We start from the raw sequence: 22,287 nt of genomic DNA, 5'->3' as shown, positions 1-22,287 counted from the left end.
GCGATGGAAGGCCACGCGCGGGCGCGCGTCACCGTACCGGCGCTAGCGCCGGCGGCATCGGGTTCAGGCTCGGGGAGGCTCAGGTAGCGGGGGGCGGTGCACGCTGGCGAAGGAGGCCGCGTCGGGCCACGCGCGGCTCGTCCGCGTCGCGACCGGCGCCGGGACGAAGGCCGCGGCCGGCAGGAGCGAGGCGACGCTGGCGAGGCAGAGCGCCAGCAGCCGGCAACCCGCCTTGGCGCAGTCCGGCTTCTCCGCCTTTTCCGGCGGGCAACAGGGCATGTCGTCCATGTCCATCCCGGCCATGTCCATGCCGGCATGGTCCATGGCCGACATCGCCGCGTGCGAACCGTGGGCCTGTGCCGTCATGGAGGCGTGCATGCCCGCGGCGGCCGCGGAAGCGGTCACCGGCGTCAGGGCGAGGCTGAGAACCGCCAGGAGCGGGAGCAGCCGCCGGAGGGCGAGCCAGAACGTCACGAATCGACGATGCCAGATTTCCGGGTCGCGCGGAAGGTCGATGGACTTCAGGATGCCCCTTCCCGCCGTGGGAAGGTCAAGTGCACACGACCGCCGGGACCGCGTCGGATGGTCCCGGCGGTCGAACGCGGCCGTCAGTACCCGTGATGGTGATGGTGGTGGCCTCGGTCGAAGTGGACAGGCCGGTCATAGCCGTGATGGTGATGCCGCTCGTAGCCGTGGCGGTAGCCGTAGCCATGGTGATGATGGTGATCCCAGTGGTGATGGTGATGATGGCGCGGCCCGCGCTCGTACCACTGCGCGGAGGCGGCGCCGGGGAGCAGCACCAGAGCAGCCGCAACCAGACCTGCGATGCGAAGCTTCATGGGAGGACCCTCCTCGGTTGAGATGTCTCCAGACTAGGCAAGTCGCGTTGAATCGGTTCTGAAGCCTGCGCGCAGCCTCCGTTCAGCGAACGGCGCCGCTTCCCTCGACGACGTCCGGCCGCGCCCCCCACAAGGCTATCGCCAGGCCAAGGTTCGCCAGCGCGAGCGCCACCAGCAGGCCGTAGGCCGCGTCGGCGCCGCCGTAAGTGAGCGCCACCGCCCCGAGCGAGGGGGCCAGCGCCTGTGCGGCGAGACCAGGTCGCGCCAAGCGTCCCACGAGCACTGGGTATCGCGCCGGCCCGAACAGGGCGAGCGGCACCGTGCCCCGGGCAATGGAGTAGATCCCGTTGCCCGCCCCGTAGAGCACCAGGGCGAGGCCGACCGTCGGCACGCCCGCCGCCAGGATGGCGAGCCCTACGACAACCAGCGCCATGGCCACGGTCAGGGTCCATAGCGGGTGGTGCCGGCCCTTGTTCGCCATCTCGACGATGCGGGCCCCGACCTGGGCCGGCCCGATCAGCGCGCCGTAGGAGACGGCCGCGGCCAGCGCGACGCCACGGGCCTGCAGCAGGGCGATGAGGTGCACCGAGACCAGCGTCATCACGGTGCCGCCCAGCACGAGCACGCCGGCCATCAGCCGGTAGGCCCGGCGCTCGCGAGGCGTCAACGGAACGTCCGCGTGGTGCTCCTCACCTCTTGCGGGCTTCCGGGCAGGCGCCTTCGGGATCAGGCCCAGTACCAGTGGCAGGGTCACGACGAGGTGCAATCCGGCATAGGCAAGGCAGGCGTGGCGCCAGCCGACCTGCTCGACGAGGAAGGCCGAGAGCGGCCAGCAGACGGTGCTGGCGAACCCGCCCCAGAGGGTCAGCGTGGTGATGGCCGGGCGCGCCTCGGCGCCGTAGAGCCGGCCGAGGGTGGCGAAGGCGGGGTCGTAGAGGCCGCAGCCCATGCCGAGCCCGATGACCAGCCAGCCGGACAGGAACACGGGCAGGTTCGGCGCCAGCCCGATCACGACGTGGCCGGCCGCCAGCAGCAGGGCGGCCAGCGCCAGGACCGGGCGTCCCCCGTGCCGGTGGATGGCGATTCCCACGCGGGGCGAGGCGATTGCCGCTACCAGGAGCCCGACGGACAGGCCGCCGACCACCCAGGCCAGCGGCCAGCCGGTGTCGACGGCGATGGGACCGGCGAGCACCGCCGGCAGGTAGAACGACGAGCCCCAGGCGAGGATCTCCACCACGCCCAGGGCCGAGATGACGGCGAGGCGGCCGCGGGCCTTAGACCTCACGGGAGGCAGGCTTCAGGGCCGCTCCCTTGCCCGCCACGCCGCGCTCGTACCAGCCTTGGCTCCGGTTCACGATCCACACGACCGAGAGCATCACCGGCACCTCGATCAGCACGCCGACCACGGTGGCGAGCGCCGCGCCCGAGTTGAAGCCGAACAGGCTGATGGCGGCGGCCACCGCGAGCTCGAAGAAGTTCGAGGCGCCGATCAGGGCCGAGGGCCCGGCGACGCAGTGCTGCTCGCCGGCCGCACGGTTCAGGAGGTAGGCAAGCCCCGAGTTCAGGTAGACCTGGATGAGGATGGGGACCGCCAGCAGGCCGATCACCGCCGGCTGCGCCAGGATCTGCTCGCCCTGGAAGCCGAACAGCAGGACCAGCGTGGCGAGCAGCGCCACGAGCGACACGGGGCCGAGCCGGGCGAGCAGCCGGTCCAGCGCCGCCTGCCCGCCCGAGGCGAGGAGGGCGCGTCGCACGACCTGGGCGATGATCACCGGGATGACGATGTAGAGCACCACCGACAGCACCAGCGTGCCCCAGGGCACCGTGATGGCCGAGAGCCCGAGCAGCAGGCCGACGATGGGCGCGAAGGCCACCACCATGATGGTGTCGTTGAGCGCCACCTGGCTCAGGGTGAAGTGCGGCTCGCCCCGGGTGAGGTTCGACCAGACGAACACCATCGCGGTGCAGGGCGCCGCCGCCAGGATGATGAGCCCCGCGATGTAGCTGTCGACCTGGTCGGCGGGCAGGTAGGGCCGGAACAGGTAGCCGATGAACAGCCAGCCGAGCGCGACCATCGAGAACGGCTTCACCGCCCAGTTGATGAACAGCGTCACGCCGATGCCGCGCCAGTGCCGGCCGACGTGGCGCAGCGAGGCGAAGTCGATCTTGAGCAGCATGGGGATGACCATGAGCCAGATGAGCACTGCCACCGGCAGGTTCACCTTCGCGACCTCGGCGTCGCCGACGGCGTGGAAGAAGCCGGGCATGACGTGGCCGAGCGCGATGCCGGCCACGATACAGAGCGCGACCCAGAGGGTCAGGTAGCGTTCGAAGGTGCTCATGGTGTCCTCAGGCGGTGGCGACGCGGCGGCCGTGCTCGTCGACGACGCGCTCGCCGTCCTCCTTCACGAACTCGCCCTGCTGGTCCGGCAGGAGGTCGAGCACCGCCTCCGAGGGTCGGCACAGGCGCACGCCCTTCGGACTGACCACGAGCGGGCGGTTCAGCAGGACCGGGTGGGCCTCGACCGCGTCGAGGAGCTGCTCGTCGCTCAGCGCCGGATCGCCGAGGCCGAGCTCGGCGTAGGGGGTTCCCTTCTCGCGCAGCGCGTCCCGGACCGAGAGGTCGGCGCGGGCGAGCAGTTGCTTGAGGAGTGCCCGGTTCGGCGGCGTCTTCAGGTACTCGACGACGTGCGGCTCGACGCCGGCGTTGCGGATCATCGCCAGGGTGTTGCGGGAGGTGCCGCAGGCGGGGTTGTGGTAGATGACGACGTCCATCACGCGACGTCCGGGCGGGCCGAGGTCGCGCCGGCCATCTGGCCGATCTCGCGGACCTTCGACGACAGGGCGACTTGGTCGAGGCTGCCGAGCGGCAGGGCGACGAAGGCCGCGATCCGATTCTTGAGGTAGCGCTGGGCGGTGACGAAGGCGCGCTTGCGCTCCATCTCCGAGCCCTCCGCCGCGGCGGGATCCTCGATGCCCCAGTGTGCCGTCACCGGCTGGCCCGGCCAGTACGGGCACGCCTCGCCGGCGGCGTTGTCGCAGACGGTGAAGACGAAATCCATGATGAGGGCGTCGGGCCCGGCGAACTCGTCCCACGACTTCGAGCGCAGGCCCTCGGTCGGGTAGTCGCTCTCCCGCAGGACCTGCAGCGCCATCGGGTGCGGCTCGCCCTTCGGTTGGCTGCCGGCGGAGAAGGCGCGGAAGCGCCCGCCGCCCTCCTTGTTGAGCATGGCCTCGGCCAGGATCGAGCGGGCCGAGTTGCCGGTGCAGAGAAATAGGACGTTGTAGGCGGGCTCAGGCATGGAGGGTGTCCCCGGTGGTGCAGTCGCAGGCGTCGAGCGCAGCGACGGCCGGGGCACAGACCTCCGGGTGGCCCTGGCAGCAGTCGCGCATGAGGAACTGGACGAGGTCGGACAGGCCGCCGTAGGCGGCGCTGTAGATGACCGACTTTCCCTCGCGCCGGGAGGTGATTAGCCCGGCGTGCGAGAGCTCCTTCAGGTGGAAGGACAGGTTGTTGCCGGCGACTTTCACCGTCTCGGCGAGGACGCCGGCGGCTAGCCCGTCCGGGCCGGCGGTGACCAGAGCGCGCACGACCCGGAGCCGGTGCTCCTGGCCGAGGGCCGCGAAGGCCGCGAGGGCTTGCCGTTCGTCCATCGAATGACCTATATATCAACTCTCGTTGAAACGTAGAGAAAAGAAGCGCCTTGGACAAGCCCCAGCAGCCGTTCGCCGACGGGATGCCGAACCTCTCCGAGGCGCATTTCGAGGTGCCGACCGAGGAGCGGATGGCGGCTCCGACGCCGCTCGACCATGCGCCTCGGTTCCTCGTTCTCTACGGGTCGCTCCGGCCGCGGTCCTTCAGCCGCTTCCTGGCCTACGAGGCGGCGCGATTGCTGGAGGCGATGGGCGGCGAGGTCCGCATCTTCCACGCGGACGGGCTGCCGCTTCCTGACGACGCCACCGCCGACCACCCGAAGGTGCAGGAGCTACGGCAGCTCTCGATCTGGTCGGAAGGGCAGGTCTGGGTCAGCCCCGAGCGGCACGGCAACCTGACCGGGGTGATGAAGAGCCAGGTTGACTGGCTGCCCCTCAGCGAGGGCTCGGTTCGCCCGACCCAGGGCCGCACCCTGGCCGTCATGCAGGTCTCGGGCGGATCGCAGAGCTTCAACGCCGTGAACAGCCTGCGGGTGCTGGGGCGCTGGATGCGGATGGTGACGATCCCGAACCAGTCGTCGGTGCCGATGGCCTACAAGGAGTTCGACGACGCGGGCCGCATGAGGCCAGGGCCGCTCTACGACCGGGTCGTGGACGTCTGCGAGGAGCTGATGAAGTTCACCCTCCTGACGCGCGGGCGGGCCGATTACCTCGTCGACCGCTACTCCGAGCGCAAGGAACGCGAACCAGAGCGCCTGAAGGCCGTCGCCGACGATATCGGCTTCGCCAAACGGTAGGCATCGCCGGTGAGGGCACCGTGGCGCTCCTCGTGCCGCCAGAACCTCGTGGGCGAGAGGAGCAGGATTGCGGCGTGTGCCGGCGGACGTACAAGGCTCTGCGCCGAGCGGAGTGACTGGGCGCCGGTGACGTCCCGGTCCAAAGACCCCAGGCCCGCAGCCTGTCGGTGCATGCGAGCCCGCCCGTGAACCTTGCGCCAACTCGCCTCTTACCGACAGGGCCGCGCCGGGTGTCGGTTGCTCGGAGTGCTGCTAGGCTTCTAATTGCGCGTTAGCGCGATTCCATCAGCCAGAAGCACCGCCGGCACATGCCCATCCCCGCAGACAAGCAAGGCGACTGGCACGACGCCCTCGAACTAAAGCTCTACCGGACCCACGGCGAGGAGTTCGAGAACTTCTTCGCGACGATGATGGAGATGCGTCACGGCGAGGAGTTCGAGCGCGTGGCAGCCTCCGGGCGCGCCGGCGACCGCAAGTGCGACGGGTTCCTGCACACCACGGCCGAGGTCTTCCAGTGCTACGGGGCGGCGAAGGGCGGGGAGAACCGCAAGGCGGTCAACAAGACCCTCACGAAGAAGATGGAGACCGACTACCGGGGGGCGGCGCGCCATTGGACGCGGATGACCCGCTGGCACATGGTCCACAATTTCGTGGACGGTCCCACCGCAGAACCCCTGGCCAAGATCGAGGAACTGCGGTTGGCGAACCCGCAGCACCAGCTGCACCTCTTCGGGAAGATGAGCTTCAGGAAGGTGATCTTCGCCCTTGAGGAGCCGGATGTCGCCCGCCTCATCGGGCGTGCCGCGACGCTGGCCGATTTCGAGAACCTTCAGCCGCCCGAGGTCGTGGCCGTCCTGCATGCCGTCGTGAAGGCCATCTCGGACGACCTGCCGGACGACGACGATGCCGCGTCGGTGCCCCGGGACAAGCTGCGCTACAACGCCATCACCGGGGCCGTGGCCCGCAAGATCGCGATGGGGCAGACGAACGCGGACATCGTCCGGGCTCACATCCTCAACGACCCGAACCCGCTCCTCGGCATCACCCTCGCGAATGAGTTCCGCCGCCGCTACAAGGACCTCGACCTGCAGGATCTCACCTCCAACGAGGTCATGCTCGGGCTGTACGACGGCATCGTCGGGACAGGGAACCCGACACAGGAGCGCGACGTCGCCGCCTGGAGCCTCCTGGCCTACCTCTTCGACACCTGCACGGTCTTCAAGGACCGGCCGCCCATCGAGGTGGCCGCGTGATCCTGCCGGCCAAGCACCTGCGCCACGACAGGGCGCTGATCGGCGTCGGGGCCGACATCCTGGCCGTGCTCGATGGCCCGAGCAGCGTCTCCGCCGTTTGGGACGCGGTCCGCGCGGCCCGCGCCCGGCGACCGGACGCCTCGCCCCTGTCGTTCGACTGGTTCGTCCTGGCGCTTTGCTTCTTGAATGCGGTCTCCGCCATCCAGCTCGTCGAAGGGGGGCTCATCGCCCCGTGCGGTGGGCCGCGATGATCCTCGGCATCTCCAGCGACCTCCCGAGCTTCAAGGCGCTCACCTTCCACGAGGGGCTCAACGTCCTCGTGGCGGACAGGACCGAGGACTCGACCGAGAGGCAGACCCGCAACAGCGCGGGGAAGACCAGCGCCATCGAGGTCATCCACTTCCTGCTGGGCTCGGATGCCGGCAAGGGCTCCATGTTCCAGGTCCCTGAACTGGCGGCCTACGCCTTCCACGGCACGTTCCGGTTAGGCGGTCACGAGGTATCCGTCTCCCGTCGGGGGGACAACGCGAACCAGATCCTGCTCGACCCGGACGCCGCTGCCCTCCTCGGCGTCGACCTGTCCCACGACAAGAAGGCCAACCGGCCGTACCTGCCGGTCAAGAGATGGCGCGAACTCCTCGGCCACCATTGGTTCGGGCTCCCGCACGATCCCAAGGGCACCGAGCTCGGCGCCTCGTTCAGCCCGAGCTTCCGCTCGATGGTCAGCTATTTCATCCGGCGCAACAAGGTCGGCGGCTTCCAGTCGCCCGAGCGCCAGGGCGACAAGCAGCAGCCCAGCGACTGGCAGATCAACCTCTCGTACCTCATCGGCCTCGACTGGCGGGTGCCACGCGACATCGAGGACCTCCGGCTTCGCGAGGCGAGCCTGCGCGAGTTGAAGAAGGCCATCCGCGAGGGCGCGTTCGGGCGGATGTTCGGCTCCGTGGCCGAGATCCGGCCGGAGCTCAACCGGATCGAGGACAGAATGGCCCGCCTGCGCGAGCAGACGGCGAATTTCGAGGTGTTGGAGGAGTACCGGACCTTCGCCCGCGAGGCCGCCGACGCGCGCCGTCGCATCAAGGCCATCGGGCACGAACTCGTGCAGGCGCGGCAGACCATCGAGCACCTGCAGCGCGTCTCCGAGGTCGAGCGGCCGCCGGAATACGCGGTACTGGAGCGGATCTACAGGTCGGCGGGCGTCGAGCTGCCCGGCGTCGTCCTGCGGCGGTTCGACGACGTCAAGTCGTTCCAGCTCTCGGTGGTCGAGAACCGCAAGGCGCACTTGGCCGAGCAGGTCGCAGAGACTCATGCCAGGATCGCGGCGCTCGAAGCCGAGATGAAGGTTCTCGACGGCCGGCAATCGCAGATCATGCAGGTCCTCGCCGGGAAGGGCGCGCTCGACGACTTCACGCGGATGGGCGAGGAACTCGCCACCCTTGAGATGCAGGCGACCCTGCTCCGGGAGAAGTTGCGCAACGCGGAGATTCTAGAAGGCAAGAAGAACCAGGCGCAGATAGAGCGGCTGACCCTCCACGAGCGGCTTCAGGCTGACCACCGGCAGCGCGAAGGTGTCCTCCGAACCGCCATGCGGCGCATCGATGCCGCGATCTCGGGCCTCTACGACGACCGCCGGGGCAACCTGATCGTCGACGCGACGAGCAAGGGACCGGAGTTCCGCATCACCATCCAGGGTGACGGCAACCGCGGCGGCATCGACCACATGGAAATCTTCTGCTTCGACCTGATGCTTTACCAGGCGGCGCGGGAGCGCTTCGCCGGCGGCCCCGGCTTTCTGGTCCACGACAGCCACCTCTTCGACGGCGTCGATCCGCGGCAGGTCCGCTCGGCCCTGATCCTAGGCAAGTCAGTCATTGGCGACCTCGGGGGGCAATACATCGTCACCCTGAACTCCGAGACCCTCCCATTGCTCGGACTGGACGTCGAGATCGTGGATGACATCCTGGACCCGCGTCTGTCCGACGACGAGGGAGGAGGGCTATTCGGCATCCGCTTCGAGCTGAAATGATCCTGATCAGCGGCTGGGACCTTGCCTTTTAGACAGCGGCCTGCGGCACCGTTCGCGAGGCTGCGAAGGTGCGCCGCTACAAGCGCCCCGGAAACGTCCGCTGTCCAGCGTCGGATCTCTGGACCGGGTCGGCCCGCCACTTACCAGCTATCTCTGGCCAAGCGATCACGCCTATCCCAAAGGAAATCGTCGTCATGATACGTATGGCTAGGCGCCTGTACTTGATCGCGGTCTCGATCAACGGTGTGTTCGACTGGAGGTGCACGTAGAGGTCCTTTTAGATGTCGAGCACGGTGTGCTTGGCAACCTCGTCGACTGCCCAATCGGCGGCGCAGCGGTACTTGGCCGCGCGAACGGTGGAGACGAACCGCTCTTGTCATGCCTCAATCTGAGGCACGAGGTCGGTGGCGAGTTAGACATGGAAACGCGCGCTCATGTCCGGCAGGCGTGCCCAGTTCCAGGCTATGCGGGAACCAGACAAGGCAACGCCCGCCGGGCCGGGAGGCGCTCAGCGGGCGTCGGTCCTAGAAGAGTGCTGCCCTTCGTCGTGACGTGGCGAGAATAGGTCGAGCCGAGGCCAGCGACAACACCATCGCCTGCACTCGGTCCAATATCCCGTAACACTTCGTGCGCGAGCGCGGCGGGGGGCTCGACGGACATTTCGAGGGTGTCGGCACCGACGATGGCGGCGGGTTCTGGCGCCGGATTTTCGGCGGGACGCGTGGCGGTGATGCTCGCGACCGCGCGGGCGTCGCGCAGGGCGTTGTCGATCCACCGCGGTGAGACGCCATACATCTCGGCGACAACCTTCACGGTCATGCCCATCTCGCACATCTCCATCGCCTGCTGCCCGACCTCCAGGCGATGGGCCTGCTGCGCGTCACGCGACCGGACGCCCTTAGCGCGCCGGCTGGCGACGACCCGCCCGACGGCATTCTCCGCGCGCCGGGCCTTGTCTACGAGGATGCGCAGGTTCCCCCGGCGCATCTCCATGGGCGTGATGTTTAGGAGCTCGATGAGTGCCTTCGGGCTGATCTTGTAGCGGGGGTCGACCGTGATGCCCTTGTACGTCTTCCGCAGACCCCTGGCGGCATCGCGGGCACGGGATGTCACTGAGCATACCTTGCCGGGCGCCTCGGCGCGGTCGATGCCGAGGCGGCCGGCGGTCTCCAGGACGAACGCGTCGAGCTCTTCGGGATGCAGCACCCAGGCTGCCGCATACGTCATGGCGAGCAGCCAGGTGTGCCTGCCCGCCCCGTAATCCCCCCGGGACTTGCCGTCGACGATGCCCTTGCGTCCATGCCGGTGGACGAAGAGGCGGTCGAGGTCGGCGCGGATCGTGTCCCAGTATGACGAGCCGGTAAGAAGCGCCCCGTGGTGCCCCTCGCGAGGCTTGCGGGAGGCGCGGGCAGCGCGGGCCACCTCGCGCTTGGCCTTGGCCTCGGCCGCGTCGGCCTGGCGCTGGGCCTTGCTCCGGCGGGCGAAGGGGAGGACGGTGCGGCACATCTCGTCGAAGTCGACGCGGCGGATCTCGCGGATCAGGTCCGGGAAGATGATGCGTACCGCCAGACCCGACTTCTCGTTGTATGTCCGCGGCATACGGAAGACCTTTGTAAGCGGCCGGGCGGACGGGTCGCTCCCCATGTCCCGGAACGCCTCGTGCAGAACCTGCTGAACGGCACGGTGGCGGTCCATCACGAGTTGGGCGGCCTGAGGCTGGAACAGCCACACGACCAAGGCGCCCCGGCCGCTATGCGTCGCGTAGGACGGACCCGGCCAGCCACGCTCGGCGCAGACGTTCCTAACGGCCTCAACGACCGTCACCGGCGAGACGTGCTTCCACTCGTCAACGTCGTGGAAGTCGATGTCGACCCAGAAGGCGGTGACGCTGACGGCGTTCTCCAGGGTCTTCTTCTCGGGCCGCTCGCCCAACCTCATGACGGGCCAGGTCGCGAAGCTCATGAACTTGAACCGCGCCAGGTCGACGTTCCGGGTCGCAAGAGCGCCGGGGCTCCAGCGCCGGTCCTGCCAGATGACGTCCGGCGAACCGTCGCCCTTCTTGCCCTTCGCCGATGGGAAGCGGCCGCTAAAGATCACGGCGCCGGGGCAGACCTTGTGGACGAGGCGTGCGTAGTCGAGGGGCTGGAGCTCGTAGCAGAACTCGGGGGCGCGGTGCACGAACAGGGGTGCGGCATCGCGCGCACCTGTGGCGACGGCGGTGTTGGGAAGCGTCACGACGTATCCTCTACTGCAGAGCATCGCGGGGCAGCACGTCCGCGACGACCGAGATCGATTTGCCAAGGCTAGAACAGGAGGGTGAATACGTCAAACTCCGCTCAAACACTGTCGAATACTTATGATGGCCACTCCGCTGTTGGGGGTGGCGCATGAGGTTCGACCCCTCCAAAAGGCGCAGCGGGCAGGGCTGGGCGGGCTGCACGGGGGTGGCGTGGGTAGGGATACGTCCGGCTCGGCCAGGCCGCGTACGGTGCCTCTCTGCGCCTTGGGGGTCGGCGGGCAAGACGCACGATCCGGTCCTCGGTAGAGCGCGCGGATGTGGGTGGGAACGGTTCGAGGCGCGCACGGAACGTTACGGGGTATGGGGGCTTGGCTTTAGCCAAGGTGTGGGGTGGTTATCCTGTCCCACCCGCCAGCCTTCCCGGGGACCGGCGCACCTACGACCTCGCCTCCGACGGCTAGCCGAATACCGGCACCGGGGGGGACGCTCCGAGCATCGCCCTCGGAGCCCCACCCGTGCACCCGTCACCGTCGCCTGCCATTCCGCCTTCCCGTCCCCGACCTGCCGCTAGCGGGCTCCCCTGGCCGCCCCAGGGACCATGGCGGCATGAGCCACGTCACGGCTACCTCGCCCCGCGCCAGGGTCACCGACCACGCCGTCCGCCGGTACTGCTAGCGGTACTTCGGCGCCGTCCTCGACGAGACCATCGACGACCAGCGCGCCATGCCGGTCCCGCGCAAGGCCGGGCACGACCTGGCGCAGGTGCGCGCCTGGCTGGCCGACTTCGGCGGGGTCCTGATGGCCGCCGGGCACCGCACTGGGAATGTCGTCGCCTTCCCCAAGGCCATGAAGGTCTGGGTCGCCGACGGCGTCGTCGTCACGGTTCTGGCGCGCGTGTCCAAGCCCCCGGCCGGTCCCGCCTCCCAGGTCCCGGCCCGGCCCCGGACCGTCCTCGAACTCGGCGGAGCCACCGCGTGACCGAACAGCCCTTCCCCTTCGGCGCCTGCCCGGCCCCCACCACCTGCAAGGAGGGCATGTTGGCGGTGATCCGCCCCGGCATGGACTGATCCGAGGTGCACTGCGGCCGCTGCGGCGGCCAGGGCATCGTGCGCCACGGCGAGCTCCTGCCGCCGTCGCCGTTCCCGGCCGCGTCCGAGCCGGGTCAGGCCGATCCCGTGTCCGAGCCCGTCCCCGACGCGGAACCCGCCCCGGCGGACGCGCCTGGGCCGTCCGGCAAGGGCAAGGGGGGCGCATCGTGAACCGCGCGCTTTCCTTCGGCGGCTATCACCAGCGTCGCGAGGCCGAATGGGTCGGCGCGCTGGTGCTGCTCGGCGTGGCCGTCGCGCTCCTGCTCCCGGGGCGACGTTCTCGCGCCCGACGTTCGACGCCTTCTCCGACATCGCCCCCGAGGGCACCTGGGGCGCCGCCCCGTTCGGGGTCGCCGTTGTCCGCATGCTCGGCCTCTGGGTGAACGGCTCGAAGCGGCACAGCCCCTCCATCCGCCTCGTCACCGCCGCCGTCGGCGCCTGCGTCTGGACCGGGCTGGTGTGGCTCCTCGCCCGGGACAGCTACCCCGGCTGGAACAACGGCGTCCTCGCCCTCGTCGACGCCTACTGCGCGTTCCGGGCCGTCTGGGACCAGGGCACGAACGACGCCCGCGCCGCCATCCTCCGGAGGGCCGCCCGTTGATCGACCTCGTCGCGACCTTCGTCGGCCTGCTCGCCAACGCCCTCAAGGTCCTCGGCACCGTCGCCGTCGGCGGCCTGCTCGCCGGGGGCACCTACGTGCTCGCCCGTATCAAGGAAGCCCGTCGGCTGCCGGAGCAGGCCCTGGGCCTCCCCCGCATCGCCCTCGACCCGGCCGACCGCGACCTCGGGTTCACCCTCGTCCGGACCGGCACCGACCTGACGCACGCCATGCACGACCACGGCGAGATCCTGCGCCGGTCGCTCCGGGGCCCTACCGCGACCACAGATGCGCGATCTTCGACTGGCTCGGCGCCGTCCTTCTGACACGTGAACCCGAGACCGCCTGACGTGCTCGACCTGGCGCTCGCCCTCGCCCTGACGCCCGCCGGATTTTCGGCGCTCGCCGCCGCGGCGGCCGCCGTCGTAGCCGCGGTCTACGCGCCCCGGCTCGCCGTGCCGGTCGCGCTGGTGGCGGTGATCCCCACCGGGGTCGCCTACGTCACCCTCCTCCAGGCCGAGGTCGCCTCGACCCGCCGGGAGCGCGACGAGGCCCGCGAGCTCGCTGAGGTCCGCGGTCGCGTCGTCGAGACCCTGCAGCGCCAGCACCACTAAGGCCTGCAAGACGCGGGCAAGGCGCTGCGCCAGGGGCCCAACCGGTTCGTGGCTTGGCTTAAGAAGCGGCACGACCTGATTGAGCGCAACGGCGGCAACGTCGCGACCCAGCGCCTGATCGAGCGCGGGCTCTTCACCGTCGTCTGGAAGGAGTTCGGCGGCAAGCCCCGACCGGTCAAGCGGCTTACAGGCAAGGGCATCGTCTTCTACGCGAAGGAGTTCGGCGTTCGCCCGCCGGCGCCGCCGTCGGAGGCCCTGCTCCCCGGCTTCTGACCCCATACATGGAATGCGAAGCTAACGCCGGTTAGCTTCTTTGTGGCCCGGTTCCCCCCGCGGGGGCCGGACCTTCATGCGTCCGGATCAGTCGCCCGACGAGACCTGCCCGGAGCCCGTTGGGCACGGCGCCGACATCGTCACCTTGACGTCAAGGCCGTGCTGCTCGTCGATACCCCATCCCCCAGTCGGGCCGCCGCCGACGGCGTTGTAAGTCCCGCCGAGGTCGCCCCAGCGGGATCGCGCGGCTTGGCCAGTGGCCTGCAGGATGATGGTCTCGCGACCCGTTCTCACGTCGACGGTCCCGCAGGTGATGACGGTTCCCCAGATGCGGTCGACGGGACTAGCGTAGATGCGGGCGAACCCAGCCCGGCCATCGCGGGCGGGCCCGCGGACGCTGACGTAGAAGCGGTCGCCCTCGTCTGGAAAGGGTGCGGGCTCGGACTTGGCCGACCGGGCCGCCTCGGCCGGGACGGCGGCGACGAGCAGGACGGCGGCGAGGGCGAGGGTCAAGGAACGCATCGTCAATTCTCCAAGGTGATCCATGCCGTGCCATCGGCCTCGAACCAGGCGAGCGCCGCGGCGGTGATGGGGTGGCCGTCGGCGAGGAAGGCGCCAGCGCCGTAGACATGGAAGCGGAGCCGGCGGGCGCCGGGCGGTCGGGGTGCGTCGGTGGGAGTCCCCCGCGCGACCTCGCAGACCTCCCGGACGTGGCGGGCCCGGACGCGGGCCAGCGCCCCGGGGCGCACGACGAGGACGACGCCGGCCAGGGCGACGGCCTCGACGTGCGCGACGACGCGGCCGCCCTCCCGCAGGGACCAGCACCGACGCCTCGTGTGGCGGTACAGCTCACAGGGAGGCACGCTTCCGTTCCTGCAGGGGGCCGCGGCGCTGCCGGTAGGGTGCGGCCATGGCGTTCGCCTCGACGGCGAGAGCCTCCGCGAGGAGGAGTCCTTCCAGCTCCTCGCCGTCGTCCCGGCGGGCGAGGAGCTCGTCGACGTGCAGCGCGGCGCCCACGAGCACGGGTCCGCTCGCCAAGCGGTGCTGCCAGGCCAGCCGGAGGCGTTCCCGGACGGCGCCCAGGTTGTCGTTCTCGTGCATGGCGACCCCCTCAGTTGGGCATCGCGCGGGCGAAAACGTCGCGGGCGGCCAGGACCCCCTCGACCATGCGCCGGAGCGGGCGCAGCGAACCCCCGCGCCACGCCGACAGGGCATCGAGCTCGTCGCCGTCCAAGGGCGGACACCAGGCCTCGTCGAGGCCGCGCTCGCGCCGGAGCTCGTCGAGGATGGCGGCTGCGGCGACGGGCATGTGCTCCCGGCGCGGCATCGGCCACTCAACCGGGGGGGCGCGGTCGAGCAGGGGCCCGGAGACGCCGTCCCTCGTGTTCGCCGTCAGGATGTACGAGATGCCGGACAAATCGAGCGGCACTTCCAAGGCCGGGTCGAAAATGGCCTTGGCCGTGCTCCCCCGCTCCAGGAACGGGAGCAGCGTCTCGTCAAGTCGGCCCCAGCGACGCGACGGCCCCGCTTTCTCCGCCTCGTCGATAATGCAGCCAAGGGATGCCAGCCGGAACCGAAGTACGCCCTGCGCGGGCACGGACAGCCGCCAAGTGGTCCAGGTCCGTGAAGCGCCGGCAAAATTTCCGCCGTCCATGACGCCGGCCGCGCTGTAGAGCACTTCCGGCAGGCCGCACGCCTTGAGCAGGGCCCGGGAGTATGCGGTCTTGCCCCCGCCGGCGCCACCGACCAGGGTGCGCGGGCGTAGCATGGCGAAGGGCGCGCCGACGAGATCGGACGCGTAATGCTCCGTGACCTCACGCGCCCACGGGAAGGCAGCGTTCAGCGTCGCGGCGACGGCGGCCGGTTCCGGCGCCGGCGTCAGCGGCAGGGCAACCTCGGCGACGGGCTCGCAGAGGGCCCGCGGGCTGTCACCACGGTCCCGCGCGACCAGGCTGGGCTGCGCCAAGTGCGTAAGCGCCGGGAACACGACGAGGGAGGGGCCAGGCTCGGGCCGGTCCTCCGGTTCGGTAGACGAAACGGCCTTGGGCGCCAGCGTCGCGGGGAACGGCTTCGGCCTGGCCGGCGGGCGCCGGACGATCTCGGCGCGGTCGTCGTCCGCCGGGCAACCGCCCTGAGCGTCACGGGCGTCGGCGTCCGCGTCGCGCGATCCGGCACGCTCGCCGAGGATCTCGCGACCCAGGTCCAGCGAGCGCTGGATCACGCACAGCGGGGGTCCACCCGGGCGCCACGTCCCGAGGCCCTCCGGGTGCGCGAGCAGGCTCCGAGCGCCGACGGAGAACCGGAGGAACCCCGGCGCCCGCAGCGCGCCGCACCGCTCGGCGGCAGCCGCCGAGCGCTCAAGGGCTGCGCGGTTGCCGGTCTCGGCGAGACAGGCGTCCGCGAGATGCGCGATACGGACGTAATCGAGGAGGATGCCTTCCTGGCTCTCTGTCGCCAGGTGGTCGTCGAGGTCCATCAGGAACGGACCTCTGTCGATCTCCTCGACACGCTGGGCGCAGCGGCGACCCAGGCGCTCGACGTCGTCGCGAGCCGCCTCCACCTTGGAGGGCGAGAGGGGGATCGGGAGATGCGGCAGGGACCGGCACACCGCCCAGGCCTGCGCGGCGTCGCGGGCGAGCTCGGCGTCCCAGTGCGTCTCCGCCGTCGGGACGCCGCTGAGCGGCGGGCTCTCCCAGCGCCGCTTGATGTAGCGAACCCAGGCGATGAAAGGGTGGGCGTCGGAGCGGGTCGGTGCCTTGAGCGAGCCGCGATACATCGCGAGCGCGCTGAACGGCTCCGCCCGGTCAAGGGCGTTGGTCATTGGATTGCACTCTCCTCGCCGGGAAGGCCTACGCCGCCGGCTCGAAGAACCACGCTAGTCCGGATCTCCTAACCAGACCTTAAGCTGGCGCGGCCAGGCGGGTTTTCCCCTGCGGGCTGCGCGGACGACGTCGGAGGCGTGCTTCGCCGCGTCCACGGCCATCGACAGGCGCTCGGCTTCGTCGATGCCGGGGGCGGCGTCGGCATAGCGAGCGATGGCCAGGATCAGGCCCCCGAGCACTTCGGCGTCAGGCTCCGAGGCAGCATTGGCCAGGACGAGCAGAACGCTCGGAGGCATGCCCTGACGGGCGAGGCGCTCGGCGGCCAGGTTCCGCCGCTTGATCCCGAAGACCTCCTCGAAGGCGTATGTCCACCCTCCCGGCCAGAGCTTGCTCGCCGCGCGGTCGATGGCCGGCTCCAGGGCTGCGTTGACCTCTGCACGGTCGAGCGGCACCGGCTCGCCATCGCCGAGCAGGTGCGCTTGCCTCTCCGGGTCGTAGGCCAGGGCGTTGCGCCCGATCCGGCCGACAACGGTCCACCCCTCGGGGGCGGGCCAGCGCTCCGCGTCCATCGCTTCCAGTTCGATCTCCATGTCGGTCGGGATAGCACGGCCCCGGCTGAGCGCCAGCGGGGCGACGGCGTCCCTCCCCGAATCGACGCGTCCCCGTAGAATCCCCGCAGGGACCCGGGGGGATGGTCATGGACGTGGGGAAGGTGACGGAACTCGCGAAGGCGGTCTCCGCCCTCGACGAGCACGAGGCGACGCTCCTGGCCGAGGTCGTCGAGGAGATGCGGGCGACCCGCGCCAGGACGGAGGCGGATCGCCTCGCCAAGCTCAGGTCGTTGAGCGACGTCGAGGCGGTCGAGGCGGCCATCGCGGCGTGGGAGGTCGAGCTCGTCGACGACCTGAAGGCCGCCCTGAAGGTTCTGCTCGACGCCGGGTTCGTCCGTGACGCCACGCTGGAGGCGGCATACCGCGTCGGGTACCAGCGCGGCGCCTACGACAACGCCGCCGGCCCGGCCGACATGAAGGTGCCGGCCGAGGACGACCGGGACTACGTCACCCTGCGGCGCTACGACCTCGACGACCTGCGGAGGGCGGCGTGAGGGAGGCGTTCGAGGTCGAAGCCCCTGACGGCCAGCCGGTGGCGGTAACGCTCAAGCGAACCGGCGCGCGAGTGGATCGAGCACCTGGCGCGTCATGGCGAGGCTAACCTTGAGGAGCGGGGGCGCCCGTGCTTCCAGGGCAACCGTCGGGCGCGCCGGAAGGCGGCCGCACAGGCGCGCAAGGGCGTGTCCGAAAATCCGGCGCCGGCGAAGCTGCCCGATACCCAAACGCCTCCCCTTCCCGGGGTGGTCTCCCTCATCCACGATTTCACGGCAACGGTCGAGGCGGTGGTGACTTCGGACGCCGCGCGCGATGCCGTCGCCAAGCTCACTCAGGCCGCTCAGCACACGGTCCAGTGGCTGAACGCCCAAGCCCTGAAAGGCCGCATCATCGACACGTTGACGCCCGAGCAGCGCGCCGCCCGATGGGCCGCCGTCGCCAAGGAGTGCAAGAGCCTGCGCCTGACGGAGGAGGCCTCCGAGGCGGTTGCTGGAAATCCGGCACGCCCCGGTTACCCCGCCGCCCAGGCTATCCGGCCAGGGAATACGTAACCCTGCCACCAACCGTCACTTGCCGCCCCCGGCGCGAGCTGCGATCCCTAGCCCACTGAAGTCCCACAAGGCCCGCCGTGAAACGCATACGCCACCCCCGCCTGAGACCGACCCCCGGGGCGTGACGCCATGCGCGCAGCCCCCTTCCAAGGAGGCTGCCTTCATGTCCAAGACCAAGCACTCGACCGTCCCCGCCCGCGTCTTCTTCACCGCCGACACGCACTTCGGGCACACCGGCGTCATGGAGATGAGCAAGCGCCGGTTCGGCTCCACTGAGGAGCACGACGAAGCCCTCATCGCCGCCTGGAACGCCGTCGTCGGCCCGCGCGACACCGTCTGGCACCTCGGCGACTTTGCCATGAAGAGCTCGCCCGAGCGGTGCGCGGAAGTCTTCTCCCGGCTGCGCGGCCGCAAGTGCTTCATCCGGGGCAACCACGACCGCGACCGCGTCCTAGACCTGCCGTGGTCCGAGGCGCCCTCCGACCTTCAGGTGATCAAGATCCCGTTCGCCGACGGTTTCCAGCCGGGTGGCTACCAGCAGGTCGTGCTGACGCACTACGCCATGCGGTCCTGGCCGCACATCCATCACGGCGCGATCAACCTCTTCGGCCACACGCACGCTTCGATGCCGGGCACGTGCCGGTCCTGCGACGTCGGCGTCGACGCCTGGAACATGAGGCCGGTGACGCTCGCCGAGATCGTGCCGTGGCTGCAGGCGAGCCCGGCCGAGCCCGAGGAGTTCGAGATCCGGCGCCGCCAGGAGGCCGAGAGAGCCCGAGAGGCCGAGCAGGCCTGAAACGAGAAGGGCCCCGGAGAGCGTCCCGGGACCCTTCGTTATTCGGATGCTTCGATGGCGGCGGCCGCCCGGCGCAGGGCCAGGGCCCGCGCCTCTAGCGGCGACCCCTCTTTTTCGAGCAGGGCGAGCAGCGCCGGGGCGGCCTCGGGCGGGATGCCACGTTGCCCGTTGGCCCACCGTTGAACCAGGCGCGCATCGACGCCGAGGGCGGCCGCCAGGGGCCTACGCCACTCGGGTCCGAACAGCGCCTCGCCGGCGGCCACTAGCAGGGTCGGGTTCACGCTTCCGCTCTCCAGATGTGGCTTTCGTTGTCTGAGCGCACCCTGACGGGGTCACCCCTCAGGAGGTCCCCCGTGCGTTCGCTTATCCGCTTCATCGCCGCCGTGATGAAGGCCGCCATGGCCGCGATGGCCGCAGCCCCCCGTATGGTCTGGGACGGCGCCCGCTGGGTCGCCCGGGCCGTCACCGCCCCGCCGCCGGCAGTAGCCGAGGCGCAGGCCGAGGCCATGGCCGAGATAGAGGCGATGGCGCAGGAGGACGCCGCCGCCAAGGCTAAGACCGCCGCCACGCCGGCCGCCGTCCACGAGGCATGGGGGCGCGCCGCGGTGGCGCACCTGGCACCGCTGCCCGGGCAGGCCCCCGCTGCGACGGCCTGCCTCGACGAGGCGGCCCGGTGCTACCTCGACCGATTGACGCCGGCGCAGGCGCTCAAGCTCGCCTCGCTGGAGCCCCGCCACGTCGGCGCGCACCTGCTCGGCAACCGGCCGCTCGCCTCGCTGCCCCGGCCGCTCACGCTGGCGGAGTGGCACCGGCAGGAAGTGGAGCGCGTAGCCGCCAAGGCGAAGCCGAGAGCGCGTCCGGACGGCGAGCCCCGGCGCGACCGCCGCGAGGCGTCTCACCGGCCCGCACCGGCCTTCGCCGTCGCCTGATCGGACGCCCCTAGGAACCACGAAGCCCGCCTCGGTCTCCCGAGGCGGGCTTCTTTATTTGGGGATAGCGACGTCTCGCTTGCTTGAAGCCATTGACTCTTGCGGGCTGCGCCTCACTCGACCTGGGCTGCACCCGCGGTGGCATCAGTTCATGCTGCAGCCGCACGCGCCCGGAGCATGAGGAGCCGCATGCGCTGCGCGTCGTCAGCCAGGCGGGCGGCCTCGGCGCGGGCGGCGTCCGCCTGCCTGGCCCTGACGGCCTCGATGCGTCCGGCCCGGACGCGGGCGGCGACGGCGTACCACTCGTCAGCGTTCGCCGCGTCGCGCTCGGCGCGGGCCTGGCGGCCGGCGATGAGGACGGAGGCAAGGCCGCCGGCGAGACCGTAGGCGACACCCTCGAAGGCGGCGCCAACCTGGTGAGCTGAGGTATGATAGTGAGCCATCAGGGCGGCCTCCGTCGGTGCGTTCATCAGAGATCGCAGCTCCGCGAATCGGCGCCAAGAGTCGCCCGACGCCTTCCTGTGCGCAGGGTAAAGGAAGCCCTGGGCCCTAGCATCCGGACGCCAGGCATCCGGATGGCATAGTGGCTTTCATGGCCCAGGCGGACACTCCCCCTGTACGCAGCGGGAGGCTTCCATGGGCTACCACCACGACAACGAAGACAACGACGGCGAGCAGGACCCCTTCATCGAGGAGTTCCTTCGCGAGATCGCGATGGACCAGTTCGACCCGCCGGAGCCCGAGGCGTCCGAGCCGGAGCCGGAGCCCGCTGGGGAGGACGAGAACGTCCCGGAGCCCGTGGCCGACGAAGCCGCCCCGGTGGCGGCCACGCCTCTGTCCGCGTCGGCCGAGGCGGCCGCCCACCGGCGCGTCGAGGCCGAGCGGAAGCGCGTCGAGCGCGAGGAGCGCCGCGCCGCCGGGCTCCCCGACCGCCGCACGGTCGATACCGTCGTGAGCGCCGCGCTCGCTCAGGTCCTGCGCGAGGGGAACGCCGCGGCCCGCATCCGGGCCAGGGGCTCCGCGGTAGGATTGGTCGTCGATGGCGAGGCCGTGCTGCGTCTCGCCATCCGCGGCCTGACGGCCCGGGGGGTCGCGAAGGAGGCCGCTTCCCGAGCCGTCGCCGAGCGCCTGATCGGACGGTAATCGTCGGGGGTGGCTTTGGCATCCCGCTGACTATTCGTTACAATATCTAGACGTAACGGGGCGCCCTATACTTGAGGGTGCCCCGTTTTGTTGTGGCATCCGGACGCCAAGCCAGCGCGCCCTCATAGACGCGACGCTAACCCGAACCGGTCACGGTCCCCTCGGCATGACCAAGGGGGGGGCACGATGGCGGAGATGACGAACATCGAGACGGCGCAGAGGGCACTCCTTCTTATGCGGGCCCAACGCCGGGTAGCCGACGCCCACAATCGCCTTCGGTTACGCGAGCCCGGTACCACCGTCCGGTTCCCCGACGGCTCGGTCGGCTGCCGCTCGACGCCCGAGTACGACGAGGCGTTCGACCGGTGGGAGGCGGCCAAGGCGAAGCTCATGCGCCTGTACCGTGAGACTGTCGTCGCCTCGGACCTGCCCGGCGACTTGGTCCGCGAGGTTCTGCTCGCCCGCGTGGCGCATGCCGGGGCCAAGGCCTGGTGCAAGGGAATCGCCGCTATCCCAGGCGCGCCCGACCTCGACCCAGACCGGGTCAAGGCTGAGGTCTCCGCTTTGCGCGCGAGGGAGCGCGAGCGGGTCTCCGAGGCCCTCCGGGTCGCCATGATGCTGGAGGACGAGGAGGCCGCTCACCGGCGTGGTCAAGGACCGGCGAACTAAACCGCGCTACTCCTAGGCGTAGCCGGAGGTACGACGTGTGGACGACATCCCCAAAACACGCCTGGAGCAGGTCGCGATGATGGAGGGCATCCTCATCGAGCACGCGACGGGCCGGTCCAGCGACGGCCACGTCTACGAGCACCTGCGCCGAGAGTTCATCGCCGATGCCGAGGTGCGGGTCCTCCTCCCTGACTACGTCCGGACCTGCCGGACGCTCGATGCGTTCTGGCCCTTCATCAAGGACAAGCTCGGCCGGTACCAGGAGCGCCGGGCCTTCATCCGCGAATCGTTCACGCCACTGATCGACCACCTGGAGGGCCGCAACCGCGCCCCCGGCGACGCGGTGGTCGGAGACGCGCTCGCCTCGTTCGATGTCGACGGCGTGCATGCGGTCTGGACCAAGGCCCTCGCACGGCGGACCTCCGACCCCGAGGGCGCCATCACCGTCGCGCGCACGCTGCTGGAGGCGGTGTGCAAGCACATCCTCGACGGGCTCCACATCGACTACGCCCCAAAGGACGACCTGCCCAAGCTCTACGGCCTGGTCGCCGCCGGGCTGAGGCTGGCCCCGGACCAGCACCGAGACGTGCCGATCAAGGCCATCCTCGGCGGGGCCATGAATCTGGTGAACGGGCTCGGGACCCTGCGCAACCGGTTCTCCGACGCGCACGCCGACGACCCGCCGACGGACGAGCGGCCCCGCGTCCGTCCATCGCCGCGCCACGCCAGCCTCGCGGTCAACGCGGCCGGCGCCGTCGCGACCTTCCTCGTCGAGACCTACCAGGAGCGCGGCAAGGGCTGAGCCGACCGGCCGGGGCGTGGCCTGTAACGGGCCACGGGGGCAGTGGCAGGCTGATCCTGTGACGCCTCAAGGGCTGGCCGTGCGCCGG

At 70.3% G+C, this 22,287-nt stretch carries 31 protein-coding genes; 16 read left to right on the top strand and 15 right to left on the bottom strand.

The window, feature by feature from the left end; genetic code table 11:
* Window positions 1-63: 63 nt before the first annotated feature.
* The 7 genes from BM430_RS01480 to BM430_RS01450 form a co-directional block, all read right to left on the bottom strand.
* Window positions 64-474 (bottom strand): hypothetical protein, encoded by a 411-nt coding sequence (locus tag BM430_RS01480; RefSeq protein WP_093564585.1) that lies wholly within the window; start codon window positions 472-474, stop codon window positions 64-66.
* A 134-nt stretch (window positions 475-608) separates the two neighbouring features.
* On the bottom strand, window positions 609-839 hold the full coding sequence (locus BM430_RS34465; protein ID WP_177302883.1) for a hypothetical protein: 231 nt from the start codon (window positions 837-839) through the stop codon (window positions 609-611).
* An 82-nt stretch (window positions 840-921) separates the two neighbouring features.
* Window positions 922-2,124 (bottom strand): MFS transporter, encoded by a 1,203-nt coding sequence (locus BM430_RS01470; RefSeq protein ID WP_093564583.1) that lies wholly within the window; start codon window positions 2,122-2,124, stop codon window positions 922-924.
* Entirely contained in the window at window positions 2,114-3,181 is a 1,068-nt protein-coding gene (arsB, locus tag BM430_RS01465) for an ACR3 family arsenite efflux transporter (RefSeq protein WP_093564581.1), read from the bottom strand. The genes BM430_RS01470 and arsB overlap by 11 nt, the downstream gene beginning before the upstream one ends.
* 7 nt (window positions 3,182-3,188) lie before the next feature.
* Window positions 3,189-3,614, bottom strand: coding sequence for an arsenate reductase (glutaredoxin) (gene arsC, locus BM430_RS01460; protein WP_093564579.1), 426 nt, complete (start codon window positions 3,612-3,614; stop codon window positions 3,189-3,191).
* Entirely contained in the window at window positions 3,614-4,141 is a 528-nt protein-coding gene (locus BM430_RS01455; RefSeq protein WP_093564577.1) for an arsenate reductase ArsC, read from the bottom strand. The genes arsC and BM430_RS01455 overlap by 1 nt, the downstream gene beginning before the upstream one ends.
* Window positions 4,134-4,493, bottom strand: a complete 360-nt coding sequence (locus BM430_RS01450; RefSeq protein WP_093564575.1) for an ArsR/SmtB family transcription factor — start codon at window positions 4,491-4,493, stop codon at window positions 4,134-4,136. The genes BM430_RS01455 and BM430_RS01450 overlap by 8 nt, the downstream gene beginning before the upstream one ends.
* A gap of 50 nt (window positions 4,494-4,543) precedes the next feature.
* Between BM430_RS01450 and arsH the strand changes: the two genes are divergently transcribed.
* The 4 genes from arsH to BM430_RS01430 all read left to right on the top strand — a co-directional run bounded on the left by arsH (window position 4,544) and on the right by BM430_RS01430 (window position 8,569).
* Window positions 4,544-5,290 carry an arsenical resistance protein ArsH gene (gene arsH, locus BM430_RS01445; RefSeq protein ID WP_093564573.1) on the top strand — a complete coding sequence of 249 codons (747 nt, stop codon included), beginning with the start codon at window positions 4,544-4,546 and terminating at the stop codon, window positions 5,288-5,290.
* Window positions 5,291-5,598: 308 nt separating this feature from the next.
* Window positions 5,599-6,543, top strand: coding sequence for an ABC-three component system protein (locus BM430_RS01440; RefSeq protein WP_093564571.1), 945 nt, complete (start codon window positions 5,599-5,601; stop codon window positions 6,541-6,543).
* Window positions 6,540-6,794, top strand: coding sequence for an ABC-three component system middle component 6 (locus tag BM430_RS35660; RefSeq protein WP_093564569.1), 255 nt, complete (start codon window positions 6,540-6,542; stop codon window positions 6,792-6,794). The genes BM430_RS01440 and BM430_RS35660 overlap by 4 nt, the downstream gene beginning before the upstream one ends.
* Window positions 6,791-8,569 (top strand): ABC-three component system protein, encoded by a 1,779-nt coding sequence (locus BM430_RS01430; protein WP_143131915.1) that lies wholly within the window; start codon window positions 6,791-6,793, stop codon window positions 8,567-8,569. Before BM430_RS35660 ends, BM430_RS01430 begins: the two co-directional genes overlap by 4 nt.
* Window positions 8,570-9,031: 462 nt before the next feature.
* Here BM430_RS01430 and BM430_RS01425 read toward each other — a convergent pair whose 3' ends face one another.
* Window positions 9,032-10,804 carry a hypothetical protein gene (locus BM430_RS01425; RefSeq protein ID WP_093564565.1) on the bottom strand — a complete coding sequence of 591 codons (1,773 nt, stop codon included), beginning with the start codon at window positions 10,802-10,804 and terminating at the stop codon, window positions 9,032-9,034.
* Window positions 10,805-11,531: 727 nt separating this feature from the next.
* Here BM430_RS01425 and BM430_RS01420 point away from each other — a divergent pair.
* The 5 genes from BM430_RS01420 (at window position 11,532) to BM430_RS01395 (ending at window position 13,381) form a co-directional block, all read left to right on the top strand.
* Entirely contained in the window at window positions 11,532-11,786 is a 255-nt protein-coding gene (locus BM430_RS01420; protein ID WP_093564563.1) for a hypothetical protein, read from the top strand.
* Between the two features lie 474 nt (window positions 11,787-12,260).
* On the top strand, window positions 12,261-12,497 hold the full coding sequence (locus tag BM430_RS35135) for a hypothetical protein (RefSeq protein ID WP_244539249.1): 237 nt from the start codon (window positions 12,261-12,263) through the stop codon (window positions 12,495-12,497).
* Window positions 12,494-12,820, top strand: coding sequence for a hypothetical protein (locus BM430_RS01405; RefSeq protein ID WP_093564559.1), 327 nt, complete (start codon window positions 12,494-12,496; stop codon window positions 12,818-12,820). Before BM430_RS35135 ends, BM430_RS01405 begins: the two co-directional genes overlap by 4 nt.
* Before the next feature lie 24 nt (window positions 12,821-12,844).
* Window positions 12,845-13,108 (top strand): hypothetical protein, encoded by a 264-nt coding sequence (locus BM430_RS01400; RefSeq protein ID WP_244539248.1) that lies wholly within the window; start codon window positions 12,845-12,847, stop codon window positions 13,106-13,108.
* Between the two features lie 3 nt (window positions 13,109-13,111).
* On the top strand, window positions 13,112-13,381 hold the full coding sequence (locus tag BM430_RS01395) for a phage antirepressor KilAC domain-containing protein (RefSeq protein ID WP_093564557.1): 270 nt from the start codon (window positions 13,112-13,114) through the stop codon (window positions 13,379-13,381).
* Window positions 13,382-13,468: 87 nt separating this feature from the next.
* Here the strand turns inward: BM430_RS01395 and BM430_RS01390 are convergent, their stop codons facing one another.
* Genes BM430_RS01390 through BM430_RS01370 form a run of 5 tightly spaced genes read right to left on the bottom strand, consistent with a single transcriptional unit; the run spans window position 13,469 to window position 16,793 of the window.
* Window positions 13,469-13,903, bottom strand: coding sequence for a hypothetical protein (locus tag BM430_RS01390; protein ID WP_093564555.1), 435 nt, complete (start codon window positions 13,901-13,903; stop codon window positions 13,469-13,471).
* Window positions 13,904-13,905: 2 nt separating this feature from the next.
* The gene (locus BM430_RS01385; protein WP_093564553.1) at window positions 13,906-14,244 is read right to left on the bottom strand and encodes a hypothetical protein; all 339 of its coding nucleotides are present in this window, start codon (window positions 14,242-14,244) and stop codon (window positions 13,906-13,908) included.
* On the bottom strand, window positions 14,231-14,482 hold the full coding sequence (locus BM430_RS01380) for a hypothetical protein (protein WP_093564551.1): 252 nt from the start codon (window positions 14,480-14,482) through the stop codon (window positions 14,231-14,233). Before BM430_RS01380 ends, BM430_RS01385 begins: the two co-directional genes overlap by 14 nt.
* A 10-nt stretch (window positions 14,483-14,492) precedes the next feature.
* On the bottom strand, window positions 14,493-16,202 hold the full coding sequence (locus tag BM430_RS01375) for a P-loop NTPase family protein (RefSeq protein WP_093564549.1): 1,710 nt from the start codon (window positions 16,200-16,202) through the stop codon (window positions 14,493-14,495).
* A gap of 54 nt (window positions 16,203-16,256) precedes the next feature.
* On the bottom strand, window positions 16,257-16,793 hold the full coding sequence (locus tag BM430_RS01370) for a hypothetical protein (protein WP_093564547.1): 537 nt from the start codon (window positions 16,791-16,793) through the stop codon (window positions 16,257-16,259).
* Between the two features lie 107 nt (window positions 16,794-16,900).
* Here BM430_RS01370 and BM430_RS01365 point away from each other — a divergent pair, with 107 nt between their 5' ends.
* From BM430_RS01365 to BM430_RS01355, 3 genes are all read left to right on the top strand, one after another.
* Window positions 16,901-17,308: a hypothetical protein gene (locus tag BM430_RS01365; RefSeq protein ID WP_143131914.1), complete on the top strand. Its 408-nt coding sequence runs from the start codon at window positions 16,901-16,903 to the stop codon at window positions 17,306-17,308.
* Between the two features lie 186 nt (window positions 17,309-17,494).
* Window positions 17,495-17,860, top strand: coding sequence for a hypothetical protein (locus tag BM430_RS01360; protein ID WP_143131913.1), 366 nt, complete (start codon window positions 17,495-17,497; stop codon window positions 17,858-17,860).
* Window positions 17,861-18,023: 163 nt separating this feature from the next.
* Window positions 18,024-18,656 (top strand): metallophosphoesterase, encoded by a 633-nt coding sequence (locus BM430_RS01355; RefSeq protein WP_093564541.1) that lies wholly within the window; start codon window positions 18,024-18,026, stop codon window positions 18,654-18,656.
* A gap of 38 nt (window positions 18,657-18,694) precedes the next feature.
* Here the strand turns inward: BM430_RS01355 and BM430_RS01350 are convergent, their stop codons facing one another.
* Window positions 18,695-18,937, bottom strand: a complete 243-nt coding sequence (locus tag BM430_RS01350; RefSeq protein ID WP_093564539.1) for a hypothetical protein — start codon at window positions 18,935-18,937, stop codon at window positions 18,695-18,697.
* A 72-nt stretch (window positions 18,938-19,009) separates the two neighbouring features.
* Here BM430_RS01350 and BM430_RS01345 point away from each other — a divergent pair, with 72 nt between their 5' ends.
* Window positions 19,010-19,585, top strand: coding sequence for a hypothetical protein (locus BM430_RS01345; RefSeq protein WP_093564537.1), 576 nt, complete (start codon window positions 19,010-19,012; stop codon window positions 19,583-19,585).
* Between the two features lie 149 nt (window positions 19,586-19,734).
* On the opposite strand, the gene BM430_RS01340 is transcribed toward BM430_RS01345, so the two are convergent.
* Window positions 19,735-20,055: a hypothetical protein gene (locus tag BM430_RS01340; RefSeq protein ID WP_093564535.1), complete on the bottom strand. Its 321-nt coding sequence runs from the start codon at window positions 20,053-20,055 to the stop codon at window positions 19,735-19,737.
* A gap of 166 nt (window positions 20,056-20,221) precedes the next feature.
* Between BM430_RS01340 and BM430_RS01335 the strand changes: the two genes are divergently transcribed.
* The 3 genes from BM430_RS01335 (at window position 20,222) to BM430_RS01325 (ending at window position 22,199) form a co-directional block, all read left to right on the top strand.
* Entirely contained in the window at window positions 20,222-20,728 is a 507-nt protein-coding gene (locus BM430_RS01335; protein ID WP_093564533.1) for a hypothetical protein, read from the top strand.
* Window positions 20,729-20,923: 195 nt separating this feature from the next.
* A complete protein-coding gene (locus tag BM430_RS01330; protein WP_093564531.1) occupies window positions 20,924-21,397 on the top strand; it encodes a hypothetical protein in 474 nt (157 codons plus the stop codon).
* Between the two features lie 37 nt (window positions 21,398-21,434).
* The gene (locus BM430_RS01325) at window positions 21,435-22,199 is read left to right on the top strand and encodes an abortive infection family protein (RefSeq protein WP_244539246.1); all 765 of its coding nucleotides are present in this window, start codon (window positions 21,435-21,437) and stop codon (window positions 22,197-22,199) included.
* Window positions 22,200-22,287 lie beyond the last annotated feature (88 nt).

The organism is Methylobacterium sp. 174MFSha1.1 (assembly GCF_900116815.1).
Taxonomy (GTDB): Bacteria; Pseudomonadota; Alphaproteobacteria; order Rhizobiales; family Beijerinckiaceae; genus Methylobacterium.
This window is presented reverse-complemented; position numbering and strand designations above follow the sequence as displayed.